General features: G+C 45.5%; 17 protein-coding genes. 10 read left to right on the top strand and 7 right to left on the bottom strand.

Annotated elements, in window-relative coordinates:
- Window positions 1-19 precede the first annotated feature (19 nt).
- Window positions 20-487 carry a DUF4168 domain-containing protein gene (locus tag BT112_RS08045; protein ID WP_072316846.1) on the bottom strand — a complete coding sequence of 156 codons (468 nt, stop codon included), beginning with the start codon at window positions 485-487 and terminating at the stop codon, window positions 20-22.
- 176 nt (window positions 488-663) lie between these two features.
- On the opposite strand from BT112_RS08045, the gene BT112_RS08040 reads away from it, so the two are divergent.
- The 4 genes from BT112_RS08040 to BT112_RS08025 all read left to right on the top strand — a co-directional run bounded on the left by BT112_RS08040 (window position 664) and on the right by BT112_RS08025 (window position 4749).
- Complete coding sequence (locus BT112_RS08040) at window positions 664-1749, top strand: diphosphomevalonate decarboxylase (RefSeq protein ID WP_072316924.1); 1086 nt, start codon at window positions 664-666, stop codon at window positions 1747-1749.
- A gap of 128 nt (window positions 1750-1877) precedes the next feature.
- Window positions 1878-2816: a mevalonate kinase family protein gene (locus BT112_RS08035; RefSeq protein WP_072316845.1), complete on the top strand. Its 939-nt coding sequence runs from the start codon at window positions 1878-1880 to the stop codon at window positions 2814-2816.
- A gap of 128 nt (window positions 2817-2944) precedes the next feature.
- The gene (locus BT112_RS08030; protein WP_072316844.1) at window positions 2945-3853 is read left to right on the top strand and encodes a geranylgeranylglycerol-phosphate geranylgeranyltransferase; all 909 of its coding nucleotides are present in this window, start codon (window positions 2945-2947) and stop codon (window positions 3851-3853) included.
- Between the two features lie 68 nt (window positions 3854-3921).
- The gene (locus BT112_RS08025) at window positions 3922-4749 is read left to right on the top strand and encodes a pseudouridine synthase (protein ID WP_072316843.1); all 828 of its coding nucleotides are present in this window, start codon (window positions 3922-3924) and stop codon (window positions 4747-4749) included.
- A gap of 69 nt (window positions 4750-4818) precedes the next feature.
- Here the strand turns inward: BT112_RS08025 and BT112_RS08020 are convergent, their stop codons facing one another.
- The 4 genes from BT112_RS08020 to BT112_RS08000 all read right to left on the bottom strand — a co-directional run bounded on the left by BT112_RS08020 (window position 4819) and on the right by BT112_RS08000 (window position 9311).
- Complete coding sequence (locus BT112_RS08020; protein WP_072316842.1) at window positions 4819-6303, bottom strand: cellulose synthase family protein; 1485 nt, start codon at window positions 6301-6303, stop codon at window positions 4819-4821.
- A gap of 458 nt (window positions 6304-6761) precedes the next feature.
- Window positions 6762-7583, bottom strand: a complete 822-nt coding sequence (locus tag BT112_RS08010) for a purine-nucleoside phosphorylase (RefSeq protein WP_072316923.1) — start codon at window positions 7581-7583, stop codon at window positions 6762-6764.
- Between the two features lie 104 nt (window positions 7584-7687).
- Window positions 7688-7990, bottom strand: coding sequence for a hypothetical protein (locus tag BT112_RS08005; RefSeq protein ID WP_072316840.1), 303 nt, complete (start codon window positions 7988-7990; stop codon window positions 7688-7690).
- A 79-nt stretch (window positions 7991-8069) separates the two neighbouring features.
- On the bottom strand, window positions 8070-9311 hold the full coding sequence (locus BT112_RS08000) for a 3-deoxy-D-manno-octulosonic acid transferase (RefSeq protein WP_072316839.1): 1242 nt from the start codon (window positions 9309-9311) through the stop codon (window positions 8070-8072).
- Window positions 9312-9585: 274 nt separating this feature from the next.
- Here BT112_RS08000 and BT112_RS07995 point away from each other — a divergent pair, with 274 nt between their 5' ends.
- From BT112_RS07995 to odhB, 5 genes are all read left to right on the top strand, one after another.
- On the top strand, window positions 9586-10719 hold the full coding sequence (locus tag BT112_RS07995) for a DegT/DnrJ/EryC1/StrS family aminotransferase (RefSeq protein WP_072316838.1): 1134 nt from the start codon (window positions 9586-9588) through the stop codon (window positions 10717-10719).
- A gap of 24 nt (window positions 10720-10743) precedes the next feature.
- The gene (gene galE, locus BT112_RS07990) at window positions 10744-11772 is read left to right on the top strand and encodes a UDP-glucose 4-epimerase GalE (protein ID WP_072316837.1); all 1029 of its coding nucleotides are present in this window, start codon (window positions 10744-10746) and stop codon (window positions 11770-11772) included.
- 306 nt (window positions 11773-12078) lie between these two features.
- Window positions 12079-12429 carry a hypothetical protein gene (locus BT112_RS07985; RefSeq protein ID WP_245776998.1) on the top strand — a complete coding sequence of 117 codons (351 nt, stop codon included), beginning with the start codon at window positions 12079-12081 and terminating at the stop codon, window positions 12427-12429.
- Window positions 12430-12651: 222 nt separating this feature from the next.
- The gene (locus BT112_RS07980) at window positions 12652-15495 is read left to right on the top strand and encodes a 2-oxoglutarate dehydrogenase E1 component (RefSeq protein WP_072316836.1); all 2844 of its coding nucleotides are present in this window, start codon (window positions 12652-12654) and stop codon (window positions 15493-15495) included.
- An 84-nt stretch (window positions 15496-15579) separates the two neighbouring features.
- Window positions 15580-16818 carry a 2-oxoglutarate dehydrogenase complex dihydrolipoyllysine-residue succinyltransferase gene (gene odhB, locus BT112_RS07975; RefSeq protein WP_072316835.1) on the top strand — a complete coding sequence of 413 codons (1239 nt, stop codon included), beginning with the start codon at window positions 15580-15582 and terminating at the stop codon, window positions 16816-16818.
- A gap of 95 nt (window positions 16819-16913) precedes the next feature.
- Here odhB and BT112_RS07970 read toward each other — a convergent pair whose 3' ends face one another.
- Window positions 16914-17270, bottom strand: coding sequence for an arsenate reductase family protein (locus BT112_RS07970; RefSeq protein WP_072316834.1), 357 nt, complete (start codon window positions 17268-17270; stop codon window positions 16914-16916).
- A 97-nt stretch (window positions 17271-17367) separates the two neighbouring features.
- Here BT112_RS07970 and BT112_RS07965 point away from each other — a divergent pair, with 97 nt between their 5' ends.
- Window positions 17368-17835, top strand: coding sequence for a DinB family protein (locus BT112_RS07965; protein ID WP_072316833.1), 468 nt, complete (start codon window positions 17368-17370; stop codon window positions 17833-17835).
- On the opposite strand, the gene BT112_RS07960 is transcribed toward BT112_RS07965, so the two are convergent.
- Complete coding sequence (locus BT112_RS07960; protein ID WP_217652343.1) at window positions 17825-18595, bottom strand: DUF3298 and DUF4163 domain-containing protein; 771 nt, start codon at window positions 18593-18595, stop codon at window positions 17825-17827. The two genes, BT112_RS07965 and BT112_RS07960, sit on opposite strands and share 11 nt — an antisense overlap.
- Window positions 18596-18676: the final 81 nt, after the last annotated feature.

The following is an 18676-nucleotide window of genomic DNA, read 5'->3' as shown; positions in this document are numbered from 1 at the left end:
TATACTATAAAAGACCCGCTTACGGTTGTTGCGGTACCAACAGGGCCTGCAGGCGCTGTTGCAGATCGGTGTCGGTCTGCAATGCTACGGCAACCTCCTGGTATCGGTCCAGGGAAATTCCCTCTTTGGTAATCGCATCTTCCATTTCTTTCTGAAAGCCCGATTGCATCTTCTGCATTTCATTCATCACCTGACCGAACTTTTCTTTTTCATCCGTACTGGCCTCCACGTCCTGTTCCGGAGTTTGTGAAGCCTGGTACAGCTCGTTGAAACGGTCTATGTCAAAACCCTTGTCTTCTACGGTTTTTACCATCTTTTGCTGGGCTTTCACATTAATTTCCTGCACACCTTGGAAGGCGGCGGCTATTTTACCCAATTCCGCATCGGATACTTCTACTTTTTTCTGCTCCGTATTCTGTGCAATAGCAGTCACTCCCATAGTCAGAAAGCATATCAAAGCAGTTTTTAATTGACCTGTAAACTTCATAATTTGTAGGAATTTTAATGTGTTATACGGGTCCAAACTACAATAATTATGAAGGGCATACAAAATTATTCGCGATTTAACAGGAACTTAACGCCGTCATATATCCGTTTTGTAAACTGTGCAGGGAGGCGAAATAAACTGTGGAAACCATTATCTTTGCACAAATTTACGGATTGATGACAGAACAGGATTTTATACCCTCCGGGTACGAGGCAACGGCAACATCGGGAAGTTTTACCTGGCGTGCTCCGAGTAATATTGCGTTGGTCAAGTACTGGGGAAAACGCGGAGAACAATTGCCGGCCAATCCATCGGTAAGCTTTACCCTGGACGCCTGTGCCACAACGACGACGCTGCGTTACAAAAAACGGGAGTATCCGGATGACGATTTTGGTTTTGAACTGTATCTCGACGGAGCAGTGAAGGATAGTTTTAAGCCCAAGATCAATGATTTCTTTCACCGGATCGGGAAATATATGCCTTTCCTGAAACATTATCACTTTACCATAGAAACGTCCAATTCTTTTCCTCACAGCAGCGGGATAGCATCTTCGGCAAGCGGGATGAGTGCGTTGGCACTATGCCTGATGTCCCTGGAGCAGGAAATATCCGGGAATATCACAGAAGAAGATTTTTTCCGTAAAGCCTCCTTTATAGCCCGTTTGGGTTCGGGAAGTGCATGTCGGAGTATAAGGGGAGAACTTGTGGTGTGGGGAAGCCACCCGGAAATTGCAGGAAGTACCGATCTGTACGGAGTGGCTTATCCCGGAAAAGTGCACCCGGTATTCCGTACTTACCAGGATACGATACTGCTGGTGGACCGCGGAGAAAAGCAGGTGAGCAGCACGGCAGGACACGGTCTGATGCACGGACATCCCTTTGCGGAACGACGGTTTGCACAGGCCTCGGAGAACCTTTCTGCATTACAGCAGGTTCTGGAAACCGGCGATACGGAAGCATTTATAGCCATCGTAGAGCGTGAGGCGCTGACACTGCACGCCATGATGATGACAGGGAAGCCTTATTTTATTCTGATGAGCCCCGCGACATTGGACGTTATCCGTAAGATCTGGAGTTTCCGCAAGGAAACCGGGGTTCCGGTTTGCTTTACCCTTGATGCAGGGGCCAATGTGCATGTACTGTATCCGGAATCAGAAAAAGAAGCGGTTATGGAATTTATTAATAATGAGTTGGTTGCATATTGTGAAAAGGGGCACTATATTTGCGACCGAATTGGTGGAGGAGCTGTAGCTTTACCATAATGATAGAAAACAGTCCCGGAAAACAAGGTAGATTTTTACAAAATCCGGGGGGCAGAACAATAAAAATTGTTAACGCCGTTAAAATTGTGTATCTTTAATAAAGCTTAGGCCGAAATTTTAAGAAAAGAATGAAGGGACCATTGTTTTATTCGAAAATCCTGCTCTTTGGAGAGTACGGGATTATTAAGGATTCTAAGGGGTTATCCATTCCTTATAATTTTTATAACGGGGCACTGAAAACGGCCAGCGATTTTTCCGAGGAAGCGTCCGCTTCAAATCATAGCCTGAAGCGCTTTGCAGACTATCTCGATACTTTACAGACCGAAAATCCGCAACGGGTTACTTTTGATCTCGAAAAACTGAGAGCAGATATAGAAGGTGGAATGTATTTTGACAGTAGTATCCCTCAGGGATACGGTGTGGGTAGCAGTGGTGCGCTCGTGGCAGCTATCTATGATAAGTATGCACAGGACAAGATCACGGTTCTGGAAAACCTGACCAGGGATAAGCTGCTGAAGTTAAAGGAGATTTTCGGTGCGATGGAATCTTTCTTCCACGGAAAATCATCCGGACTCGATCCGCTGAACAGTTACCTGAGTATTCCCATACTCATCCATTCCAAGGATAATATAGAGCCTGCGGGAATACCTTCCCAGAAAATGGACGGTAAGGGTGCTGTTTTTTTACTCGATAGCGGTATTGTCGGGGAAACCGCTCCTATGATCCAGATCTTTATGGAGAATATGAAGCAGGAAGGTTTCCGGAAAATGCTGAAGGAGCAGTTCATTAAACATACCGATGCCTGTGTGGAAGATTTTCTTAAGGGCGATGTAAAGTCTCTTTTCGGTAATATCAAGCAGTTGTCGCATGTGGTTCTGGATAATTTCAAGCCCATGATACCGGCACAATTTCACAAACTCTGGAAGCACGGTATAGAGACCAACGAATATTATCTGAAGTTATGTGGGTCCGGTGGTGGCGGATATATCCTCGGTTTTACACAGGATATCGATAGGGCCCGTAAGTCGTTAAAGGATTACAATCTCGAAGTCGTTTACAACTTCTGAAATAATATAGTTACGGAAGGCAAAAAATAGGACAGGCCTGTTGCTTTCCGTATATTAGCAGTACCAAACCCGGAAACCTTTATCGTTTCCGGTTTTATTTTTTATCAGCCCATAAAAAAGTCAGCGTTGTGCAGCTATCCAGGAAAAATAAACTGCTTTTATTAAAACTCCTGAGCATATTTTCGGTAGTACGGGGATATAATGTGCTGGTTATTGTGATCGCACAATACCTCACCTCCGTTTATATTCTGGCGCCGGAAAAACCGCTGATGCAGGTTGTTCTCGACGATAACCTGTTTGCTATCGTGGTAGCTTCTGCCCTGGCTATTGCTGCCGGATATATTATCAACAACTTTTACGATGCGGAAAAGGACCTCATTAACCGTCCCCGGAAAACCATGCTGGACCGACTGATCAGTCAGCGTACCAAGTTAACGGCGTATTTTATTCTCAATTTCGCTTCGGTGATCTTTGCCAGTTATGTCTCCTTCCGGGCCGTAGCGTTCTTTTCGCTTTATATTTTTTCGCTGTGGTTCTATTCGCATAAACTGAAACGGATTCCGCTGGTGGGAAATATCGTTTCATCTGTCCTGGCCATTACACCCTTCTTTGCTGTTTTTATCTATTATAAGAACTTTGCCCTGGTCATTTTCGTGCATGCGATCTTCCTCTTCCTTATTATCCTGGTACGGGATATGGTCAAGGACCTGGAAAATATAAAGGGCGATATGGCCCAAGGGTATAAAACCGTTCCTATACTGTACGGAGAACGTACGTCAAAGAAAATAATCACCTTCCTGGCCTTTCTCACCTGGATACCCACCTATCTCCTCATAGCAACTTTCGAAATAGGGCACATGGATGTCTTTTTCTATGCCTGTTTTCTGCTTCTTCTCGTTTTTCTGATACTGATGTGGCGGGCCTCGTCCAAAAAAGATTACCTGGTGCTGCACAATATTCTGAAATTTATTATCGTTGCCGGCGTATTCAGTATCCTGCTCATTGATATCGACCTGGTACTGAACCGCATTTTATAATCCCGGGGATCGGGAAGAGGATGTGGTATTAAGGATTAAAATATCATATCTTTGCCAAAAAACTGGACATGAGCAGAACAGATAAGAACAGGGGAGGAAAATCATCCGGGAGACAGGGCGGAAGCCGTAAGGAAAGTTATTCCAGGGGGAATGCACCCATACGTAAAAAACCAGTAGCCACGAATCCGGACGAAATGCGGTTGAATAAGTTTATCGCAAATGCGGGAATATGTTCCAGAAGGGATGCGGACATTTATATTACCGCGGGAAGTGTGAGTGTCAACGGGCAGCCCGTAACCGAATTGGGATTTAAAGTAAAGCTTTCCGATGAAGTTCGTTTTGACGGGAAGGTTATCCGGCCGGAAAAAAGAGAGTACGTGCTTCTTAACAAGCCCAAAGGATTTATCACGACCACCAAAGACGACAGGGGGAGGAGAACGGTTATGGAACTGATCTCCGGAGCTTCGAAGTCCAAATTATTGCCGGTAGGTCGACTGGACCGAAATACTACCGGATTATTATTGTTTACGAACGATGGCGATCTGGCCAAAAAGCTGACGCACCCCAGGCACGGTGTGCGTAAAATATATCATGTGGAGCTCGATAAAAACCTCACTCAGGAGGACCTGGTCAAGATAAAGCAAGGGTTGCATCTCGAAGACGGACTTATCGAAGTAGATGAAGTGAGTTATATAGAAAACGCACCTAAACGTGAAGTAGGTCTAAAGATACACAGTGGAAGAAACCGTATCGTCCGGCGTATATTCGAGCATCTTGGTTATGAGGTGATCAAGCTGGACCGGGTTATTTTTGCGGGTCTCACGAAGAAAGATTTGCCGCGGGGACATTGGCGTCCTTTGTCGAAACAGGAGGTGATCAACCTGCAAATGCTCTGATAGGATTATCACATAGTATAACAAATAAGGCCGCTTTTTGAGCGGCCTTATTTGTTATACTTATTTTTTTTAAGCTTTCGAGGTCATGGATTTGAAAAATACAAATCCGAAACCGAGGAACAGCATGAAGTGGAACGGGAAGAGCCCGTAATCGTTGAGCGATATGGCGCTGTACATCCCGAACAGAAAATAAAATGCCAGTATGGCCTCGAGCATGGTGTTCGGGGATATTTTCTGGTGCAGGTATTTGTTGCCTTTCCAGCTGTCCGTCAGGTTTTTTATGTTGAATTTCGGAGTTCTTACAAATTCGCTTCGTTTTCCCATGTGCCCTTCCAGTACGGCAACGGAATTATGCAGGGAGAATCCCATGGCGACGGAGAAAAAGGTAAAGAACATCTTGATGTAATCGATAAAGTTCTCAAAACCACTGCCCTGAATGTTCTTGTAAGTAAACCAGTAACATACGAAAAGTATGATCGTACTGGCTATAAAAAAGCTGGTTACCTCAAAAATCCAGTCCAGATGTCCGAAAGTGTTTTTGATATAGAGCATCGGAATACTTAGCAGGGCTACGACAAACACGCACAGGAACATGGAGCTGTTGAGCAGGTGAAGCACGCCGTGCAGTTTGGTCTTTAGCGGGATATTCTTGGCTGCGAGAACCCGGGTTACCGTCTTCCGGAAATTTTCGGCACCACCTTTGTTCCATCGGAACTGTTGTGAGCGGGCAGCACTGATCACTACGGGAAGTTCGGCAGGGGTTTCCACGTCTTCCAGGTATTTGAATTTCCAGTTTTTGAGCTGTGCCCTATAGCTCAGGTCCAGATCTTCGGTCAGGGTATCTCCTTCCCAGTTTCCGGCATCTATAATACACTCCTTGCGCCATATCCCGGCGGTACCGTTGAAGTTGATAAAATGGCCTTTGCTGTTTCGTCCCACCTGTTCCAGTGTAAAGTGAGCGTCCAGGGCAAAAGCCTGGATTTTGGTAAGCAGGGAATAGTCGCGGTTAAGGTGCCCCCAACGGGTCTGCACCACGCCGATTTCCGGATCTTTAAAATAGATGACCGTTTTTTTGAGCCAGTCGCTGTCGGGCAGAAAGTCGGCGTCGAAAATGGCGATAAATTCTCCTTTGGCTATGCGGAGCCCTTCTTTCAGTGCCCCGGCCTTATACCCTTGCCGGTTTTCCCGGCGGATATGCCGGATATCCAGCCCGGTTTCCCGGAGTTTTTCAATGTGCCTTGCAGTTTCCGATACCGATTCGTCCGTAGAATCGTCCAATACCTGTATTTCCAGCTTGTTTTGCGGATATTCTATTTTTGCAATGTTCTCCAGGAGCCTTTCTACCACATACTCCTCATTATAAATAGGGAGCTGTATAGTAACATGTGGTATTTCTCTCGGGTCCAGTAAATTGAATTTGGGAGCTTCATTGTTTTTTTTCTTATGCCCGAGATAGTTGACCAGCAGGTTCAACTGCGCCAGGCTGTAAAAGAAAATAAGTAACAGAGCTATGCTGTAAATAACAATAGCAATGTATGAAAGTGTTAGCACCATTTGGATTGTTTTATATACTTTATAATATTTTGAATGCCCGAAAATTAATGGCGGCAAATATACTATCTTTTGCGGTTCCCGAAATATTTCCGGGCACTATTCTTTTTGGGTTTATAGTGTTGATTTACATCGGTTTAATTTCTTTGTCTTTTTCTGATCCGGCTTCGGTGTATTCGGGAAGCCCGGTATTTCTCCGGATTCTTTGTTTTTTCGATAAACCTACCGTTTGCCGGAACGATTATTGCCATTAAATACGAGCGTATTGCCCGATCCGGATCTTTTGCATCCGCATTTTTTTGATATTGACGGAAAAATATCTTTTTTTAGCTGTTTTTCGCAGCATAGCCGCCGTATTATTTTGAAATCAGGGAATTGGGCTGGTCCTTTGGCATGGAATTTCTTCTTACTACATGAAGCTAAACGATAATAGGAGGCGGTTATTACCTGCAGCTACGATTTTAAACAGATATTCGCCGGATCAGGGCCTTGAAAAGAACAATCATATCCGGTTCCGTCCGGGCTGCCGTGGCAATAATATCCTGGACGTCGAGCGGAGAAAGATCATCCGGGTTGCACTCGTCCGTGAGTACGGTAACCGCTACGACCGGGAGCTGCAGGTGATTGGCTACGATAACCTCGGGCACTGTACTCATGCCAACGGCATCCGCGCCTATAACTTTCAGGTACCGGTATTCGGCACGGGTTTCGAGTTGCGGGCCTATGAGGGATGCATATACTCCCTTTTGCAGTGTAATGCGGTGTTCCGCCGCAATGTCTTGCAGTAAACTGCGCATGGAACTGTCGTAAGGATTGCTCATATCGACAAACCGTTTTCCGAATTCGGCGACATTCTTAAATGCGAGCGGGGAGTCTCCCTGCAAATTGATATGATCCTCGATGAGCATGATTTCCCCTTTCCGGAAATTGAGATTTATAGCTCCGCCGGCATTGGAGATCAGCAATTTTTTTATACCGAGTTGATGCATCACCCGGATAGGGTAGGTAATGTCGGTAGGATCATAGCCCTCGTAGCGATGGAACCTTCCCAGCATGACTACCACTTTTCTGCCTTCGAGCATCCCGAAGATGAGTTTTCCCGAATGAAACTCGAGGGTTGACAGTGGGAAATGGGGAATATGGCTGTAATATGCAATTACAGAGTCGGTGATATCGTCGGCAAGTTTGCCGAGTCCGGTGCCCAGGACGATGCCGATTTCCGGGTCCTGGAACCCTCTTTCTTTCAGATAGGCTACGGATTCGTTCAGGTTATTTTGCGTCATAATATATATATGGTGTTCGGGATTTACCAATACCTCAGAAAGGTACAAAAAAACAAAACCCATTGTGCAGGCACAATGGGTTTGTAAAGCTATATTAAAGCGGATTATTTATTGCCATCCACTTCTTCTTCTACTTTTTCACCGGCTTTCTTTACCTTTTTCTTTACCGTATCTGCAGCTTTTTTAGTTTCGTCCCAGGCGTCTTCAGCAGCGTCCTTGGTATCGTCCCAGGCCTCTTCTGTGGCTTCTTTAGTGTCGTCCCAGGCTTTCTCTGCCTTGTCTCCGGCTTCATCCATAGTTTCTTCTATTTTATCTCCGGCGTCTTCTTTTTTCTTGGTGTCCCTGCAAGAAGTGAGGGAAATTGCAAATAAAGCTAATACAACCATGCTTAAAAATACTTTTTTCATAATCTGAATGTTTTTTTACGAGTTAATAATTGGAAAAACCGGGGAAATATTATTTCCAGGGCCTTTCTTTACTTGCCTGTTATAACAATATACGTAAAAATTGGAGTATTTGGATTACAGCACCTGTGTTTTTTTTAACATAATCGGCGTTGATTTGCCCTGTTTTTTTTATAAGTTCTTCTTTTTTAATGAGTTGAGTTGTTTTTTCTAAAAGTTGGCTTTTGTCCGAAACAGAAATGACGCCGCCGAGTTTTACGAGTTCGTTGGCTTCCCTGAACTTGCTGTAGTTTTTTCCTATGATCACCGGAATACCGAAAACTGCCGGTTCCAGGATATTATGAAGGCCGGTGTTCCCCATACCGCCTCCTACATACGCGATGTCGGCATAATTATAAATTCTGGTGAGCAAGCCTATGGTATCTATGATGAGGACGTCGTAGTTGCTGAGGTTCTGCTGTCGGATCTCGGAGTACAATATTGTTTTTTTGCCGATGGCCTTCCGGAGTGCCTGGTTATGTGTAGGTTTTATGTTGTGCGGGGCAATGGCAAACTTCAGGTGCCCCGGAGCTTTATTGATCAGTTCCGTAAGCAATTCCTCGTCTTCCGGCCAGGTGCTTCCGGCTACAAAACACTGTTGTCCGTCTTTGAACCTGTCCATAAATTCCAGGGTATTGTCCCGCTGCAGAATCTCTGCTACACGGTCGAGACGGGTGTCGCCCGATACGGTAACGTTGTCTACACCTATAGAGCGCAGCAGGTTTCCGGAGTACTCATCCTGAACGAAGAAATGTGTGAATGTTTGCAGTGAGCGGCGCATGAACACTCCGTAAGGCCTGAAAAAAGCCTGGTTTTTCCGGAATATGGCAGAAATAAGTACCGTATTGATCTTTCGTTTTTTTAACCCGGCAAGATAATTGGGCCAGAATTCGTATTTGACAAAAACAACCAGCTCGGGAGTGACGATGTCCAGGAACTTCGTTACGTTCCTGCGGGTGTCTAACGGAAGATATGTGATGATATCAGCGGCTTTGCTGTGCTTTTTTACTTCGTATCCCGACGGAGAGAAAAAAGTAACCAATACCTTGTGTCCCGGATATTCGGATCTTATTTTTTCGATAACGGGCAGGCCCTGTTCAAATTCTCCCAAGGAAGCCGTATGAAACCAGATCACCCGGTCCCCCGGTCCTATCTGACGTTTCAAATGGGTAAACACATCTTTTCTGCCCTGTACAAAAAGCCGGATCTTGGTGTTGAATAAAGCAATGCCTCTCAGTGCAAAACCTGCAATTGTAATGAGAATATTATAAATAAAAGATACCATAACGTAAACCTGATCAGCTGGAAAACAATTCTGTTTGCGCTGCTAAAATACATTACTTTCCGTAAACCTCCGGGAGATATACTGTTTTTAGGGTCGTATAAATTCATTCCCGTTTCATTGGCGGACGTTCGTTAATTTCGTAATATTGTTTGGTTTTTTACCCGTGTTTTCAGCCGCAGCCATTGGAATGGCGTCAAGACGGATTTCCTGTAGTACAGCTTGTAATGCGTAGCGAGGAATTTTGTGTGCGGTGTAATTTTTTAAATACAGTATAGTGAAAAAAATACAAATGGTTGACCTTAAGGGTCAGTACGAAGCTATCAGGGAGGTTGTGGATCGTTCTATTGCAGAGGTTATTGATACGACCTCATTTATCAATGGCCCGGAAGTAAGAGCTTTTCAAAAGGAACTGGAAACTTATCTCGGGGTCAGGCACGTTATTCCCTGTGCCAATGGTACGGATGCATTACAGATAGCCATGATGGGGCTCGGCTTACAGCCCGGTGATGAAGTGATCACGGCAGATTTTACATTTGCCGCTACCGTAGAGGTTATCGCTTTACTCCAGTTAACCCCGGTACTTGTCGATGTGGAGCCCGATACCTTTAATATCGACCCCGAAGCGGTCAGGAAAGCCATTACCCCCAAAACGAAAGCCATTGTTCCCGTACACCTGTTCGGACAGTGTGCCAATATGGATGCGATCATGGATATCGCCAGGGAACACAACCTGTACGTCATAGAAGACAACGCCCAGGGTATCGGAGCTACCTATACCTTTGAACATGGTAAAAAAGTAAAAACAGGAGCCATAGGTGATGTAGCGGCTACCTCTTTTTTCCCTTCAAAAAATCTCGGATGTTATGGTGACGGGGGGGCTATTTTTACCAACGATGATGATCTTGCCCACGTGATAAGAGGTATCGTAAACCACGGAATGTACGAACGTTACCATCACGATGTGGTAGGGGTGAATTCGCGTCTGGACTCCATCCAAGCTGCGGTACTCCGTGCAAAACTTCCTCTTCTGGATGCCTACAACGAAAGGAGAAAGGAAGCTGCGACAAAATACACCGCTGCTTTTGAGGGCGAAGACAAGATCGTGACCCCTGTTTTGGTAGGAGAGCCCGACTCGCATGTCTATCATCAGTATACCTTAAAGGTAAAGGGTGCAGACAGGGATGCTTTGGTAGCATTTCTCGGAGCACACGACATTCCGTGTGGTGTTTACTATCCCATACCGCTGCACCGGCAAAAGGCATATCTCGATAAAAGGTATGACGAAAAAGATTTTCCCGTGACCAACAAACTGGTGGAGGAAGTGATCTCCCTTCCGATGCATACGGAACTTGATGACGAACAGATAGCGTATATCACATCCACAATAAAAGCGTTTATAAACAAATAAATACCCGTAGGGGCTACTTGAAAAATGGCAGAAAAGAAAAAAATACTGGTTACCGGGGGGCTGGGATTTATAGGTTCCCATACCGTAGTGGAATTACAGCACGAAGGATTTGAAGTTGTTATTATAGACAACCTTTCCAACTCCTCCCTGGAAGTTCTGGAAGGTATAACACGTATAACCGGCAAAACACCCGCTTTTGAAAAGATGGATCTGCGGGACAAAGCAGCGGTGAGTGCTTTTTTTGCCAATCATCCGGATGTTTCGGGGGTTATTCATTTTGCAGCATCGAAAGCTGTGGGGGAAAGTGTGGAACAGCCTTTGTTGTATTACGAGAACAATATCAATACGCTTATTTATATACTTCAGGAACTCCGCGATAAAGGAGAGTCCTGTTTTATTTTCAGTTCTTCCTGTACGGTGTACGGGCAGGCCGATGAGTTGCCGATTACGGAGAGTGCCCCGGTGAAAAAAGCTGAATCGCCTTACGGCAATACCAAACAGATAGGAGAAGAGATCATTGCGGATACCTGTAATGTGCATCACGGACTTAAAGCGATTTCGCTGCGTTATTTTAATCCTATCGGAGCGCACCCTACCGTAGAAATCGGGGAACTGCCTCTGGGGGTGCCGCAAAACCTGGTCCCTTTTATAACACAGACCGGCGCCGGAGTCCGGAAGGAACTCTCCGTTTTCGGAGGAGATTACCCGACCCCGGATGGTACCGGGATACGCGATTATATCCACGTTGTAGACCTGGCCAAGGCACATGTTGTGGCCTTACAACGGCTTTTGCATGGCGATAATAAGGAAAACTACGAAGTGTTTAACGTAGGTACCGGAACGGGAAGCTCCGTACTGGAAGTTATTAAGAGTTTTGAAAGTGTTTCGGGGGAAAAACTCCATTACAAAATAGTAGATCGCAGACCTGGCGATATTACGGCAGCTTATGCCGATACGACCAAGGCCAACAGGGAGTTGGGATGGGAGGCTAAATCTACGCTCGATGAAGCGATGCGCTCTGCCTGGGCCTGGGAAAAGAAGATCAGAAGCTAAAATCCGGATCGAAAAATACAGACCATTGTATATGTTGCCGTAGTTTGGATACATGGGTGTAAACAGATCATCATTAAAAACAGTCCTGTGCGGGATTTTCCTGAAAGGGGCTGTTTTGCGTTTTTGTAATGAACAGGCCTGATAGGAACTACAATGAAAAGATGGCTTTGCAGCAGGGATGTTGCAAAACTTGATTTTCGCGATATAGGAAAGACTGTTTTACAGGTATGAAGATACCGGATGAATTAGAGGATGCATAACAGTATTTGCTGTTTTGCTAAGTGATGAACAGGTAAATAGAATGTTTTGGTACCACAGGTAAAGGATACGGAGTCCCTGATGGATATTGCGGTCAGGGAAAAATTATGGGCGAAGCTGGTGATGCAGTTGCAGAAGGATTTTTCGTCCGCGAATATCCATATAGAACTGGAGCTGGAGATGATGCCCGAAAAACTTGTAGGAATACTGCACGAAGCGATATTTCTGCTCATGAGAGATCGTTTTAACGATTACCTGAACCTGCTTTATATCATTGATGTTCCCGAGACAGAGGTCAGAGCGATACAGGTGGCGGACACGGTGGAAATATCGGCGGAAGTGTCGTTTCTTATCCTGAAGCGGGAGTGGCAGAAAGTCTGGTTCAAAAACAGGAGATAAGGTGTTTGTTTTTCTGTCTTTACGATCAGGATTACAGACAATCCGGCAATGCAGGAATGCCACAAAACAAGGGGATATAGTTAGGCCGCTTGTGTTTTCGTTATGACTTGTTAAAATCTTGCTAATAGCATCTATAAATGTATCAAAACTTTAACACCATGTATTTGAAATATTGTACTTTTGAAAAAAATTTGTCATAACGAGACAGTTGAAAAAGATAATATGGATAAGTATTCTTTTTTGAATGCGGCGCATACAGCATTTTTTGCAGACCTGTACGATCAGTATTTACAAAATCCCGACAGCATAGAACCGAGCTGGAGGGCTTTTTTTCAGGGATTCGATTTTGGAGTAGAAAGCGTTGCACCGGACGACTTTGTTACTTCCAATGGTAGTGATGTAACCGTTTCGGACATCACTTCTTCTACCGGAACTTCCGGTAAAGCAGAAGTGCCGGAAATTGTGGTGAAGGAATTCCGTGTGGTTGAGCTTATCGATGCTTACCGTACACGGGGTCATTTGTTTACCAGGACCAACCCTGTCCGGGAAAGGAGGCAATATGCTCCTACCCTCGAAAAGGAGAATTTCGGTCTTACGGATGCAGACATGGATGTAGCGTTCAAGGCCGGGGAGATCCTCGGTATAGGAACCAAGACATTACGGGAGATCATCGATCACCTCAGAGCGATCTATTGCGATTCTATCGGTGTGGAATATATGTATATCCGACAGCCCGAAGAAGTACAATGGATTCAGAATAAACTCAATATCAACGACAATCATCCTTCGTATTCTGCCGAGGAAAAGAAACATATCCTGAGCAGGTTGAATGATGCCATATCATTTGAGAGTTTTCTTCATACCAAATACGTAGGACAGAAACGGTTTTCCCTCGAAGGAGGAGAATCTCTTATCCCTGCTCTCGATGCTATAGTCGACAAAGCGGCGGAGCTCGGTGTTAAGCAGTTTGTCATGGGAATGGCTCACCGCGGACGCCTCAATGTGCTGACCAATATCTTCGGGAAATCAGCCAAGGATATATTCAGTGAATTTGACGGAAAAGACTATGAGATCCCGGCGTTTGACGGGGATGTGAAATATCACCTGGGCTGGACTTCCGAACGGGAGACCAAAACGGGCAAGGAGATAAGAATGAACATTGCTCCCAATCCGTCTCACCTGGAGACTGTCGGGGCCGTAGTAGAAGGTATAACCCGTGCCAAACAGGACAACCATTACGAAGACGACTTCTCTAAAGTACTTCCTATCGTAGTACACGGAGATGCGGCTATTGCCGGACAGGGCATAGTTTATGAAGTAGTACAGATGGCCAAACTGGACGGTTATAAGACAGGGGGCACCATACATATGGTGGTGAACAACCAGATCGGATTTACGACAAACTATCTCGATGCCCGGTCGTCTATCTATTGTACCGATGTGGGGAAAGTAACCCTGTCGCCGGTGCTTCATGTCAATGCGGATGATGTGGAAGCGGTGGTGCATGCGGCTTTGTTTGCGCTCGACTTCCGTATGACATTCGAAAGAGACGTGTTTATAGATTTGCTGGGATACCGTAAATACGGCCATAACGAAGGAGATGAGCCCAGATTTACACAGCCCAAACTGTATAAAGCTATTGCCAAGCATAACAATGCACGCGATATCTATGCGGAGAAGCTTATCAAAGAAGGGGTTATCAATGAGGATTATGTCAGTGAGCTGGAAAGCAGGTATAAAACACTGTTGGAAGAGGAACTGGAAGATTCCCGAAAAGAAAGCACGACCCGTATCACTCCTTTTATGCAGGATGAATGGAAAGGGTATGAACTGGTCAGGGAAGATGTAATGCTGAAACCGGTAGAAACCGGGTATCCCAAAGACAAACTTACCAGAATTGCAGAAGTTATTACCAGGCTTCCGGAAGACAAAAAATTCCTTCGTAAGATCGAAAGACTGATAGGTGACCGCCACAAAATGTTCTTTGAGACCGACACCCTCGACTGGGCTATGGGCGAATTGCTCGCCTACGGAACACTCCTCGATGAAGGTTATAATGTGCGGTTGAGCGGACAGGATGTAGAACGCGGAACGTTCTCGCACCGTCATGCGGTCCTGAAAGTAGAAGACAGCGAGGAAGAGGTGGTATTGCTGAACCAGCTCAATGAAAAACAGGGTAATTTCTATGCTTTCAACTCCCTGCTCTCGGAATACGGAGTTGTAGGCTTTGACTACGGATACGCCATGGCAAGCCCGAAAACACTGACCATCTGGGAGGCACAGTTCGGAGACTTCAGTAACGGAGCCCAGATCATGATCGATCAGTATGTATCGGCAGCCGAAGATAAGTGGAAGATACAGAACGGCCTGGTGATGTTATTGCCTCACGGTTATGAAGGTCAGGGAGCAGAGCACTCCTCCGCCCGTATGGAGCGGTACCTGCAACTTTGTGCCAAGGATAATATGTATGTGGCGGACTGTACGACCCCGGCCAACTTTTATCACCTGTTGCGAAGACAGATGAAGGTAGACTTCAGGAAGCCCTTGATTGTATTTACACCAAAAAGCCTGTTGCGTCATCCGAAGGCGGTTTCCAGTGTGGAAGAACTGGTCAGCGGATCGTTCAGGCCTGTGATAGATGATACGGGAGTGAAAGCGGATGAGGTAAAAACACTGGTTTTCTGTACCGGCAAATTCTATTACGACCTGCTGGAGGCCCGCGAAGAAAAAGGAAGGGAAAAAGATGTGGCCCTGGTGCGACTGGAGCAGTTATTCCCTGTACCTTCCGATGAGATCAAAAAAGTTATCAGTACATATAAAAATGCCGAAGATATTGTCTGGGCACAGGAAGAACCCCGCAATATGGGAGCCTGGAGTCACTTGTTGATGCACCTGGAAGAAGCGAGGAGTTTCCGGGTTTGTTCCAGAAGATTTTACTCTTCACCGGCGGCAGGAAGTGCCGTAAGGTCCAGGAAAAGACATCAGGAAGTAATAACCTATGTTTTCGATGAGAGTAAGGATAACAACATCCGGGATTTCCGGGCGAAAAATAGTTACGGACATTAAAAAAGTGCTGTTCGGGAAGGCCGATATCGTATCCTGCCGGGCAATGCAGATAAACCAAGAATACGCAAATAAAATTATAGAACAATGATTTTAGAAATGAAAGTTCCTTCGCCGGGGGAATCTATAACAGAAGTAGAAATAGCCGAATGGTTGGTTTCTGACGGAGATTATGTAGAGAAAGACCAGGCTATTGCAGAAGTGGATTCGGATAAAGCCACCCTGGAACTACCTGCGGAAGCAAGCGGTATCATTACGCTGAAAGCGGAAGAAGGTGATGCGGTTGCCGTAGGTGAAGTCGTGTGTCTTATAGACACAGGTGCAGCCAAGCCCGACGGGGATGCTTCGGCTAAAAAAGAGGAAAAGAAAAAAGAAGCGCCAGAAGAAGAAAAGAAAGAAGCTCCTAAAGAAGAGGCTAAACAAGAACAGCCTCAGAAAAAGGAAACGTATGCTTCCGGAACAGCTTCTCCGGCAGCGAAGAAAATACTCGAGGAAAAAGGTGTTTCCGCAAACGAGGTCAAAGGCACCGGAAAAGACGGACGTATAACCAAAGACGATGCGGTAAAAGCAACACCGTCTATGGGTACTCCCGGTCCGGGAAGCAGGGGGCAGGAACGTAAAAAACTGTCCATGCTCCGCAGAAAAGTAGCTGAACGACTGGTCTCCGCGAAGAACGAAACGGCAATGCTCACGACGTTTAACGAAGTGAATATGACGCCGATCTTTAAGCTCAGAAACCAGTATAAAGAAGAGTTCAAGTCCAGACATGGTGTAGGACTCGGTTTCATGAGTTTCTTTACCAAGGCCGTGGTGCGTGCATTACAGCAGTATCCTGACGTGAACTCCATGATTGACGGAGATTATAAAATATCATACGATTTCTGTGATATATCCGTGGCGGTATCCGGTCCTAAGGGACTTATGGTTCCCGTGGTTCGAAATGCAGAAAACCTGAGTTTCAGGGGCGTGGAAGCAGAGATCAAACGCTTGGCCATAAGGGCTCGTGACGGACAGATCACCGTAGATGAAATGACCGGAGGAACCTTTACGATATCCAACGGAGGAGTCTTCGGAAGTATGTTGTCTACACCGATCATCAATCCTCCGCAATCCGGAATTCTCGGCATGCACAACATTATAGAGCGTCCTATAGCGGTAGACGGGAAAGTAGAAATACATCCCATGATGTACCTGGCACTGTCCTATGATCACAGGATCATCGACGGACGGGAGTCCGTAGGTTTCCTGGTAGCCATCAAAGAAGCGTTGGAAAGCCCGGAAGAACTGTTGATGGACGGCAATGCTAAAAAGGCATTGGAATTATAGAAATATTTTAGGCGAAGACTTTTTTTAAGATCGGGATTCCCTTTGGTCGTCAGACTACCGGGAATCCCGATTTGTTTTTTTAGCTATGGTTCCTGTTACGATCCGGCTATGGCCGCTGCGGCAGCCTCTACGGTTTTTTTACTGTTCCCGATAAATATCTTTCCTCCGGTAATAATCACAGGACGCTTCAGGAAGGTGTAGTGCTCGAGTATAAACCCCTTATAATCTTCTTCGGCCAGGTCCTCTTCGGCCAGGTTTCGCTCTTTGTACAGTTTAGCCCTTCTGCTGAAAAGACTTTCATAGGAACCGGAAAGTTTTTTCATTTCTTCGAGCTGTTTTACGGTAATAGGTTCCGATTTGATGTCCTGAAAAGTGAAATTATCGGGAAGCCCAAGCTGTTTTATAATGCGCTTGCAGGTGTCGCATGTACTGAGATGATAGATCTTGTTCATCGTTATATATGGTTTATGACAAAAATAACATACTTTTCTTAAATGTATCCTATACAAAATTCCTGATCATGGTGTAGCTTTGCCCGAAAATTCAAACATGCAGGAAAAGCAGATCGATATTCTGGAACAGACCCGGCGTATCCTCGTAAATGTTATCGGGGAGTTGTCCCTGGAGCAGCTCAACACGATCCCCGTGGGATTTAATAATAATATAGCGTGGAACTTTGCACATCTCGTAGTGTCGCAGCAAATACTTTGTTACCGCCTATCGGGACTGGAATGTAATGTAGAGGAAGCTATTATTGCCCGCTATATCAGAGGTACCGCTCCGGATCCGCAGCACCCGATGACCGAAACAACCTTTCGTAAGCTCCGGGCCATTTTTCTGGAAAACCCAGGAAAACTAAGAGCGGATTATCGTAAGGGCGCCTTTAAACAATACAAGGGCATCACGACCAGTACGGGCGTTACCCTGGCAGATATAGATATGGCTATTGCCTATAATACGATGCACGAGGGGTTGCATCTCGGTTATATCCTGGCACTGAAAAGGGCTATAGGATAGCGAGATACGGCCTCACTTCTTCCAGCGGGATTTTCACGGTCTTTCCTCCTTCGGCATACGAACTGATATCGTAAGCATTGTAATGGAGGATGACATTGTCTTTGGTGATGCCTATGTTTTCCGGAAGCTGGTAGGTGTCGTTTTCAAACCAGAACCCGGTGCTGTTGATATTGGAGTCTTCCGGGATTTTTTCTTGTTCCCTGAACTTCTTTTCGGCGATTTTCTTAAAACCGTCGGTATCCGAGAACAATTCGGAATTCTCATAGCGTTTTCCCGTTTTAGGATCGAGGTTCAGGTAGGTGAGGCTGGAGTATCCGTGTGCTCCCCCGGTATACATGAATGCGGAAAATGCCAGGCTGTGCAGTTTTTCTCCTTTGAAAAGTACTTCCCCCTGGATGTCTGCTTCATAGCCAAAAGCAAAATCGGGCTGCATTTTCTTGTCTTTGAGATATTCGCTTTTAAAATTCTCGACAGCTTTTTCTATGGACTCTTCTTTTTTGGCATCCGGGTCTATGATAAAATATCCTATGATTTTATTGTTGATAATTTTGTTGATCTGGTTGGCAATGGCTGTGGAGGCCTCGGCTATCGGAAAGCTTATTTTTACCTTGGCACAGGGGTTTTGTCCACAATCTCCGGAATCTGTGGCAATTTTATGGGAAGTATAGGAGAGCTCTTCCTTATCGGTACAGCCCGTAACTGTCCATAGCAATAAAGCCGATAATAATCCGATTCTGAACCATATGTTTTTCACTGTCATTTTCATGGTGTCCGCTTAAAATTATTAAGATGTTTACATTGATGTGATGTGCCCGTATCCCCCGTTTGCGATAAAAGTTCT

Source organism: Sinomicrobium oceani, from assembly GCF_900119185.1.
Lineage (GTDB): Bacteria > Bacteroidota > Bacteroidia > Flavobacteriales > Flavobacteriaceae > Sinomicrobium > Sinomicrobium oceani.
The sequence above is the reverse complement of the archived record's forward strand: the minus strand, read 5'-3'. Positions and strand labels throughout refer to the sequence as shown.